This window comes from Streptomyces flavotricini (assembly GCF_020639365.1).
Classification (GTDB): Bacteria; Actinomycetota; Actinomycetes; order Streptomycetales; family Streptomycetaceae; genus Streptomyces; species Streptomyces flavotricini.
Window position 1 is genome coordinate 6614303 of record NZ_JAINUL010000001.1, and the last position, 8464, is coordinate 6622766.

Annotated in this window: 10 protein-coding genes, 1 pseudogene and 1 other annotated feature; of the genes and pseudogenes, 7 read left to right on the forward strand and 4 right to left on the reverse strand. The window is 69.0% G+C overall.

Features of this window, described 5'->3' with window-relative positions:
- Window positions 1-52 precede the first annotated feature (52 nt).
- Complete coding sequence (locus K7B10_RS40980; protein WP_267501503.1) at window positions 53-187, forward strand: hypothetical protein; 135 nt, start codon at window positions 53-55, stop codon at window positions 185-187.
- Here the strand turns inward: K7B10_RS40980 and K7B10_RS30185 are convergent.
- Window positions 184-993, reverse strand: a complete 810-nt coding sequence (locus K7B10_RS30185; protein ID WP_229340877.1) for an Rv1486c family protein — start codon at window positions 991-993, stop codon at window positions 184-186. The genes K7B10_RS40980 and K7B10_RS30185 overlap by 4 nt on opposite strands.
- A 145-nt stretch (window positions 994-1138) precedes the next feature.
- On the opposite strand from K7B10_RS30185, the gene K7B10_RS30190 reads away from it, so the two are divergent.
- The 4 genes from K7B10_RS30190 (at window position 1139) to K7B10_RS30205 (ending at window position 4402) form a co-directional block, all read left to right on the forward strand.
- On the forward strand, window positions 1139-1939 hold the full coding sequence (locus K7B10_RS30190; protein WP_229340879.1) for an ABC transporter ATP-binding protein: 801 nt from the start codon (window positions 1139-1141) through the stop codon (window positions 1937-1939).
- A 77-nt stretch (window positions 1940-2016) separates the two neighbouring features.
- Window positions 2017-2445: an NfeD family protein gene (locus tag K7B10_RS30195; protein ID WP_099893522.1), complete on the forward strand. Its 429-nt coding sequence runs from the start codon at window positions 2017-2019 to the stop codon at window positions 2443-2445.
- Window positions 2446-2539: 94 nt separating this feature from the next.
- On the forward strand, window positions 2540-3526 hold the full coding sequence (locus K7B10_RS30200) for an SPFH domain-containing protein (protein ID WP_229340881.1): 987 nt from the start codon (window positions 2540-2542) through the stop codon (window positions 3524-3526).
- A 105-nt stretch (window positions 3527-3631) separates the two neighbouring features.
- On the forward strand, window positions 3632-4402 hold the full coding sequence (locus tag K7B10_RS30205; protein ID WP_229345518.1) for a sulfite exporter TauE/SafE family protein: 771 nt from the start codon (window positions 3632-3634) through the stop codon (window positions 4400-4402).
- Window positions 4403-4492: 90 nt separating this feature from the next.
- On the opposite strand, the gene K7B10_RS30210 is transcribed toward K7B10_RS30205, so the two are convergent.
- From K7B10_RS30210 to K7B10_RS30220, 3 genes are all read right to left on the reverse strand, one after another.
- A complete protein-coding gene (locus K7B10_RS30210) occupies window positions 4493-4996 on the reverse strand; it encodes an HNH endonuclease (protein WP_229340883.1) in 504 nt (167 codons plus the stop codon).
- A gap of 149 nt (window positions 4997-5145) precedes the next feature.
- Window positions 5146-5679, reverse strand: coding sequence for a YbhB/YbcL family Raf kinase inhibitor-like protein (locus tag K7B10_RS30215; protein ID WP_229340885.1), 534 nt, complete (start codon window positions 5677-5679; stop codon window positions 5146-5148).
- A 51-nt stretch (window positions 5680-5730) separates the two neighbouring features.
- Window positions 5731-6513 carry a sporulation protein gene (locus K7B10_RS30220; protein ID WP_229340887.1) on the reverse strand — a complete coding sequence of 261 codons (783 nt, stop codon included), beginning with the start codon at window positions 6511-6513 and terminating at the stop codon, window positions 5731-5733.
- A 111-nt stretch (window positions 6514-6624) separates the two neighbouring features.
- Between K7B10_RS30220 and K7B10_RS30225 the strand changes: the two genes are divergently transcribed.
- Entirely contained in the window at window positions 6625-7266 is a 642-nt protein-coding gene (locus K7B10_RS30225) for a DNA-3-methyladenine glycosylase (RefSeq protein ID WP_229340889.1), read from the forward strand.
- A gap of 532 nt (window positions 7267-7798) precedes the next feature.
- Window positions 7799-7883 (forward strand) — a sequence feature (5S ribosomal RNA rRNA prediction is too short).
- Window positions 7884-8205: 322 nt separating this feature from the next.
- Window positions 8206-8464: pseudogene (locus tag K7B10_RS30230) on the forward strand (hypothetical protein); the annotation flags it as partial.

The following is an 8464-nucleotide window of genomic DNA, read 5'->3' on the forward strand; positions in this document are numbered from 1 at the left end:
ACCTCCGGTGTGGTGGAGGTGTCTAGGCTCCACACCACACACGGAGGTCTTCGTGTCCCACCGTAATGCCCGGCTGACCGTGCACGGCAGGCGCGAGGCCCGGCCCTTCAAGTGGACCAAGACCGCCGACCAGATCCTCGACCGCATCTGCCGCTACTGCGACAGGATCTCCAAACCAGGTCACTAGCCCCGCTCGCGCTCCTCGACCGCCGAGTTGTACGCCGCGACCAGCGCGCGCCGCGCGACCCGCTCCACCGGCCGCAGCGCCTCCGCCCGCGCCGCCATCTCCGAGGCGGCCACCGCACCGCCCGGCCCGTGCTCGTACGCCAGCGACACCAGCAGGTCCACCCGCTGCGCCAGCGCCAGCACCCGTACCGCCCGCGGCGGGTACCCCGGCGCCAGCACCTCCCGCCCGGCGTCCGCCCGCGCCCGGTACGCCGACAGAGCGGCCTCCGCCACCGGCCCCGACCCCGCCACGTCCAGCCGGGTCAGTACGACCGTCGCCTCGCGCAGCGCCTCCGCCAGCTCCCGCTCCGCCTCACCGAGCGACGGCACGTCCGCCGGCGGGGCCTCCCGTACCGGCAGGCAGTGCCACGTCACCGAGACGTGCACGTCCCCCGCGGGCCCCGCCTCGACCACCTCCGGCACCAGACCCAGCGCCGCGCCCACCGCGACCACCGCCTCCTGCGCCTCCAGCGCCCGCGCGTTGAAGTCGGCGGGCCCGCTCAGCCCCAGCGGATGTCCCGGCGCGGGCAGGGCCACCCGCAGCCCGGTCACCCCCAGCGCCCGCATCTGCCCGAGCGCCAGCGTCAGGCCCACCGGACCCGATGCACCGGGCAGCCCTCCCCCCGGCTTCGCCGGGGGGACCCCCACCACCCGGTGCACGGCGTCCTCGCCCACGATCGACAACACGGCCTCGTCGGGCGAGACCAAACCGGCCAGCAGTGCGTTCCCCCAGGCGGCCAACCGCCCTGAACGTGGTTCGAAAAGCATTCCCCCACTTTACGGATCACCGCGGATCCGGCCCCGCGGCCAACCTGGCGCCCGGACCACTCTCCGAGTGGCGTAGGTTTTCCCCTGGGGCTGCGCCTACCGGTGCACAGACGAAACCGAGACTGCAAGGGGAGACAACACGCTCATGAGCGATGTTCTGGAGCTGGTGGACGTATCCGTGGTCCGCGAGGGCCGGGCTCTGGTGGACCAGGTCTCCTGGTCGGTGAAGGAGGGGGAGCGCTGGGTGATCCTCGGCCCCAACGGCGCCGGCAAGACCACGCTGCTGAACCTCGCCTCCAGCTACCTCTTCCCCACCAAGGGCGCCGCGACCATCCTCGGCAGCACCCTCGGCAAGCCCGGCAGCGACGTCTTCGAGCTGCGCCCGCGCATCGGCGTCGCCGGAATCGCCCTGGCCGACAAGCTCCCCAAGCGCCAGACCGTTCTGCAGACCGTCCTCACCGCCGCGTACGGCATGACGGCGACCTGGCAGGAGGAGTACGAGGAGATCGACGAGCAGCGCGCCCGCGCCTTCCTCGACCGCCTCGGCATGACGGAGTACCTCGACCGGAAGTTCGGCACCCTCTCCGAGGGCGAGCGCAAGCGCACCCTGATCGCCCGCGCCCTGATGACCGACCCCGAGCTGCTCCTCCTCGACGAGCCCGCCGCCGGCCTCGACCTCGGCGGCCGCGAGGACCTCGTACGCCGCCTCGGCCGCCTCGCCCGCGACCCGCTCGCGCCGTCCATGGTGATGGTCACGCACCACGTCGAGGAGATCGCCCCCGGCTTCACCCACGTCCTGATGATCCGCCAGGGCAAGGTCGTCACCGCGGGCCCGATCGACCTCGAACTGACCTCGCGCAACCTCTCGCTGTGCTTCGGCCTCCCGCTGATCGTCGAGCGCAACGACAGCGACCGCTGGACCGCCCAGGGTCTCGCGCTGCGCTAGTACGCCCGCCGCACACCGTCGGTCCGCGACCCGTCGCACCCTGTCCTGACCGCGCCCGCCCGACCTACCATGACCATGTGAACATCGACGCGTGGCTGTGGTGGCTCATCGGCGCGGTCGGACTGGGCATTCCGCTCGTCCTGACGGCGATGCCCGAATTCGGCATGTTCGCCGTCGGCGCGGTCGCCGCCGCCGTCACGGCCGCGTTCGGCGGGGGAGTGGTCGCCCAGGTCCTCGTCTTCGTGATCGTGTCCGTGGCACTCATCGCCGTCGTCCGCTCGATCGCCAACCACCACCGCGAGCAGCGGCCCCAACACCGCACCGGAATCGACGCGTTGAAGGGCAGAAGCGCCCTCGTCCTCGAACGCGTCGACGGCAGCGGAGGCCGGATCAAACTCGCCGGCGAGATCTGGTCCGCCCGCACCCTCGACGCGGACAGCAGCTTCGAACCCGGCCAGCAGGTCGACGTCGTGGAGATCGACGGGGCCACCGCGATCGTCATGTGAGCTTCTGATCAAAGCAGCCGACCCGCGGCCCCGGGGTCTGCGAGACTCCGCTCAACGGGGCAGCACAGACAGCCGGAAGGGCACGGGGAACCGCATGCAACCGATCATCATCGTCCTGATCATTCTGGTGGTTCTGGTCTTCATCGCACTGGTCAAGACGATCCAGGTGATCCCGCAGGCCAGCGCCGCCATCGTCGAACGATTCGGCCGCTACACGCGCACCCTCAACGCGGGCCTCAACATCGTCGTCCCGTTCATCGACTCGATCCGCAACCGCATCGACCTGCGCGAACAGGTGGTGCCGTTCCCGCCGCAGCCGGTCATCACGCAGGACAACCTCGTCGTCAACATCGACACGGTCATCTATTACCAGGTGACCGACGCCCGGGCCGCGACGTACGAGGTCGCCAGCTACATCCAGGCCATCGAGCAGCTCACCGTCACCACCCTGCGCAACATCATCGGCGGCATGGACCTGGAGCGGACCCTGACCTCCCGCGAGGAGATCAACGCGGCCCTGCGCGGCGTCCTCGACGAGGCCACCGGCAAGTGGGGCATCCGCGTCAACCGCGTCGAGCTCAAGGCGATCGAGCCGCCGACCTCCATCCAGGACTCGATGGAGAAGCAGATGCGCGCCGATCGCGACAAGCGCGCCGCGATCCTCCAGGCCGAAGGTGTCCGGCAGTCCGAGATCCTGCGCGCCGAGGGTGAGAAGCAGTCCTCCATCCTGCGCGCCGAGGGCGAGGCCAAGGCCGCCGCACTGAAGGCCGAAGGTGAAGCGCAGGCCATCCGTACGGTCTTCGAGTCCATCCACGCCGGCGACGCCGACCAGAAGCTCCTCGCCTACCAGTACCTCCAGATGCTCCCGAAGATCGCCGAAGGCGACGCCAACAAGCTCTGGATCGTGCCCAGCGAGATCGGAGACGCCCTCAAGGGACTCTCGGGAGCCATGGGCAACTTCGGCCCCATGGGCGGTGGTTCGGGCTTCAACCCGCAGAACTCCGGCAAGGACGGCGGCAATGGCGCCGCAGCGGCCGACAAGGCCGCCGCCGAGCGCCGCGAACAGCCCCCCATCGACTGACCCGCCCGTCCCCTCCTGCATGATCAGTGAGGCCCCTCGACCTTCATGGCGGGGAGGCGACTCACTCATGCAAAGGGGATGGCTCAGTCCATGTCTCTGCTCTCGATGTCCCCCTGGGAATCACTCGCGGTGTTCGCGGCCGGCATCGGCGCCGGCACGATCAACACCATCGTCGGCTCCGGCACCCTCATCACGTTCCCGGTGCTGCTCGCCACCGGACTCCCGCCGGTCACCGCCAACGTGTCCAACACCCTGGGCCTGGTGCCCGGTTCCATCAGCGGAGCCATCGGCTACCGCAAGGAACTCCAGGGCCAGCGCGGCCGCATCCTGCGGCTCGGCGGCGTCTCCCTCGTCGGGGGACTCGCGGGCGCCGTCCTGCTCCTCACCCTGCCGTCGGACTCCTTCGACACGATCGTGCCGATCCTCATCGGACTCGCCCTCGTGCTCGTCGTCCTCCAGCCCCGGCTCGCCGCGGCCCTGCGCAGGCGCCAGGAAGCCGCCGGAACCGACCCCGGACACCCCGACGGCGGCCCCGCACTGCTCACCGGAATGCTGCTCGCCAGCGCGTACGGGGGCTACTTCGGCGCCGCCCAGGGCGTGCTCTACGTCGGCTTGATGGGCCTGTCCTTCCACGATGACCTGCAGCGCATCAACGCCGTGAAGAACGTCCTGGCCGGCCTCGTCAACGGCATCGCGGCCGTCTTCTTCCTCTTCGTCGCCGAGTTCGACTGGACGGCCGTGGTCCTGATCGCCGTCGGCTCCACCCTCGGCGGCCAGATCGGCGCCAAGGTCGGCCGCCGCCTCTCCCCGACCGTGCTCCGCGCGGTCATCGTCGTGGTCGGCCTGGTGGCGATCGTCCAGCTCCTGCTGCGCTGAGCGACGTACCAGGAGTACGTCGCCCAGCGCACCGGAGGTCATCCGGTCGTACGGGGTGTCCCGCGCGGACCCCGGCGGACCCGGGCCGGCCTAGGCGGACCGCTCCAGCCACTCCGGCAGCGCCTCATGGCCGCCCACCCCCAGCGCCAGCAGCATGGCGTCCGCCGGAGACGGTACGAACGGCTTCCGGAGGAGCGGCATCCCCGCCTCCTCCGGAGTCCGGGCCGCCTTGCGGTGATTGTCCTCGGCACAGGAGGCCACCGTGTTCAGCCACGTGTCCCCACCGCCCTGGGCGCGGGGCAACACGTGGTCCACGGTCGTCGCGCGCTTCCCGCAGTACGCGCACCGGTGCTGGTCCCGGACCAACACCCCCCTCCGTGACCAGGGAGCATGTCTTCGGAACGGCACCCGTACGTACCGGCACAGCCTGATCACCCGGGGCAGCGGAAGATCCAGGGAAGCACCTCGCACACGCAGTTCCGGATGAGACTGCTCGACCACGGCCTTGTCCTGGAGCACCAGGACCACGGCCCGGTTCAGCGTCACCGTCGACAGCGGCTCGAAGCTCGCATTCAGCACCAGCGTGTCCCGCATCTCGCCCACCTCCCGTGTGCAGGCCCGCGACCACACCGGCGGCAGGGCCCGCAACCACTCTGGCCGCGCGCGCCACGCGGGACAACGCAATAAAAATGCCCGGTCCTGGTCGTCTTTAGACCAGGACCGGGCAAACGCACGGCGAACGATCAGCCCGCGGGGGCCTCGTACTCACCGATCAGCTGCGCCCGTCCCAACGAGTGGAACCGCAGGTTGAATCCGACGACCGCCGGCGAGACGTCCGCACCGGGGCCCAGCTTCTCCTGGTCCACCGCGTACACGGTGAACACGTACCGGTGCCGCTCGCCGGCCGGCGGAGCCGCCCCGCCGAAGTCCTTCGTGCCGTAGTCGTTCCGTACGTGCACGGCCCCGGAGGGAAGCCCCTCGAACTTCCCGCTGCCCGCTCCGGCCGGCAGCTCGGTGACCGACGCGGGCAGGTCGAACAGCACCCAGTGCCAGAACCCGCTGCCCGTCGGGGCGTCCGGGTCGAAGCACGTCACGGCGAAGCTCTTCGTCCCTTCCGGGAACCCCTCCCACCGCAGGTGCGGAGAGACGTTCCCGCCCTTCAGCACCTGGGCGTCGCCCAGCTCCCCACCGGGTTCGAGATCCACGCTCTCCACCGAGAACGCGTGCACCCGAGGGTGGAAATCGTGCGGAAGGGGAGCCCTGTTCTGCTCGGCCACTGCTGAACCTCCTGATCGCGAACCAGTACCGCTACCCGTACCGGGCCGAGCCTAGAACCAGTTGCGCTGCGAACCCACGGAAGCGATCCACTGGTTGAGGTACGCCGCCCAATCGGTCCCCTGGTAGGACTGCAGCCCCACCTGGAAGCAGCGGTACGTGTCACTGCCCTCGGAGAACAGCCCCGACTTCTTGTCCATCTCCAGCACGACGTCCATCTCGCGGCCGTCCGAGACGAAGGTCAGCTCGACCTGGTTCAGCCCGCGGTACTGCGCCGGCGGCAGGAACTCGATCTCCTGGTAGAACGGCAGCGTCTGGCGGGTCCCACGGATGTGCCCGCGCTCCATGTCCGCGCTGCGGAAGCCGAAGCCGAGCTGGCGGAAGGCATCCAGGATCGCCTGCTGGGCCGGCACCGGGTGCACGTTGATCGGGTCGAGGTCGCCGGCGTCCACGGCGCGCGCGATCTCCAGCTCGGTGCTGACCCCGATGTTCATCCCGTGCAGGTGCTGGCCCCCGAAGTGGGTGATCGGCGTCTCCCACGGGATCTCCAGCCCGAACGGCACGACGTGCAGGGCGCCCGGCTGCACCTGGAAGGCACCGCCGAGGCGCTGCTTGGTGAAGACGATGTCCTGCTTGTACTCCTGGTCGCTCCCCTCCACCTCGACGCGCGCCTGGAGACCGACGGACAGGCCCTCGATCTGCTGCTCCACGGAACCGCCCTGGATGCGGACCTCGCCCTGGACGATCCCGCCCGGCACGACGTTCGGCTCGGTGATGATCGTGTCGACCGAAGCACCGCCGGCACCCAGCGCCGCGAACAGCTTCTTGAACCCCATGCTCTGACTCCCCTTGAAGGCTCGTGCGACTACCGCTTACGAGTACACCCTGACAAACGCGGAACCTTAGGCCCCGGTTGCAGGTCTGCGCTTTGGACTACGCTCGACCGGATGAGCGCGCGCCCCGACCGTACGCCCCTGGCCCGGTCCTTCTTCGACCGGCCGGTCCTCACCGTGGCACCGGATCTCCTCGGCCGGATCCTGGTCCGCCGCACCCCCGAAGGCCCGATGGAACTCCGCATCACCGAGGTGGAGGCGTACGAGGGGGAGGCCGACCCGGGCTCCCACGCCTACCGGGGGCGCACACGGCGCAACGCATCGATGTTCGGTCCGCCCGGACACGCGTACGTCTACTTCATCTACGGCATGTGGTTCAGCCTCAACCTGGTGTGCGGCCCACAGGGGCACGCGAGTGGGGTGCTGCTGCGCGCGGGTGAGATCACCGTGGGCGCCGACCTGGCCCGCAAACGTCGACTTTCAGCCAGAAGCGACGGAGAACTGGCCAAAGGGCCGGCGCGCCTGGCCACCGCCCTGGCGGTCGACCGTTCCCTGGACGGCACCGACCTCTGTGCCGGTCCCGATTCGCCCCTGGCGCTCCTGACGGGTACCGCCACCCCGTCCGACCTGGTGGGCAACGGCCCGCGCACGGGAGTCGGCGGTGCCGGCGCGGATCACCCGTACCGCTACTGGATCACTCACGACCCGACGGTGAGCCCGTACCGCGCCCATGCGCCACGCCGCCGTTCAACTTGACTCCACCTTGGCGGACGCCTAACGTAGCCCGAGCCGCTTGAACGGGGCACTGCTATCAGCAGACCTCCTGGGCGGCCAACCCACTACCTACGACGTTCCCCTGGCGGGGTCGATTTCGGCATGCCCGAATTCGAATCCGGTGGCTCGATTATGAGCCGCAAGGGATAAGCGCTAAAGTGGTGGAACGCCGAAAGGCAAAGGCCCCCAACGGCCGCCGAATTCAAATCCGAGTCGGAAACGGCAACGAAATGATCTGGTAGAGTTGGAAACGAAGAACGAAAGCCCGGAGGAAAGCCCCAGCAAGTGTTGCTGAGGGTGAGTACAAAGGAAGCGTCCGTTCCTTGAGAACTCAACAGCGTGCCCCAGATGTGGAAGCCCGGTAACGGGTGGAGCTGACTGGTACTAATAGGCCGAGGGCTTGTCCTCAGTTGCTCGCGTCCACTGTGTTAGTTCTGAAGCAACGAACAGTTGCTGGTTTCTAGAGCTGGAACACAACTATAAAGTGTGCTTGTTCGCTCGAAACCGATAGGGTTTCGGTGGTCATAGCGTTAGGGAAACGCCCGGTTACATTCCGAACCCGGAAGCTAAGCCTTTCAGCGCCGATGGTACTGCAGGGGGGACCCTGGCCCGGTTACATTCCGAACCCGGAAGCTAAGCCTTTCAGCGCCGATGGTACTGCAGGGGGGACCCTGTGGGAGAGTAGGACGCCGCCGAACAATCTTTCAAAGGACCCTTGGTCCAGCGTTCAACGCTGGACCAAGGGTCCTTTTTGTTTTTCACCTCTTTACGCCGAAGCGCGGCCATGGGTTGGTTGCGCGAGAATGACTAGCGGTACCCCGAAGACAGGAGTCACACCCATGTCCAACTCTCCCGACGATCGTCCGGAGCGCGAGCCTCGGCGCAACGACGGCGGTGACAGGGGCGGCTACCGCGGGGGCCGTGACGACCGTGGCGGTGACCGTGGTGGCTTCCGCCGCGACGACCGCGGTGGCCGTCCGACCGGTGACCGTCCTTCCGGTGCCGGCGGCGGCTTCCGCCGTGACGACCGCGGCGGGCGTCCCGCCTCCGGCGGTGGCGGCGGTGGTTTCCGCCGCGATGACCGTGGTGGCGACCGTCCGTCGTACCCCCGTCGTGACGACGACCGCGGCGGGCGCCCCTCGTACCCGCGTCGCGACGACGACCGCGGCGGTTTCCGCGG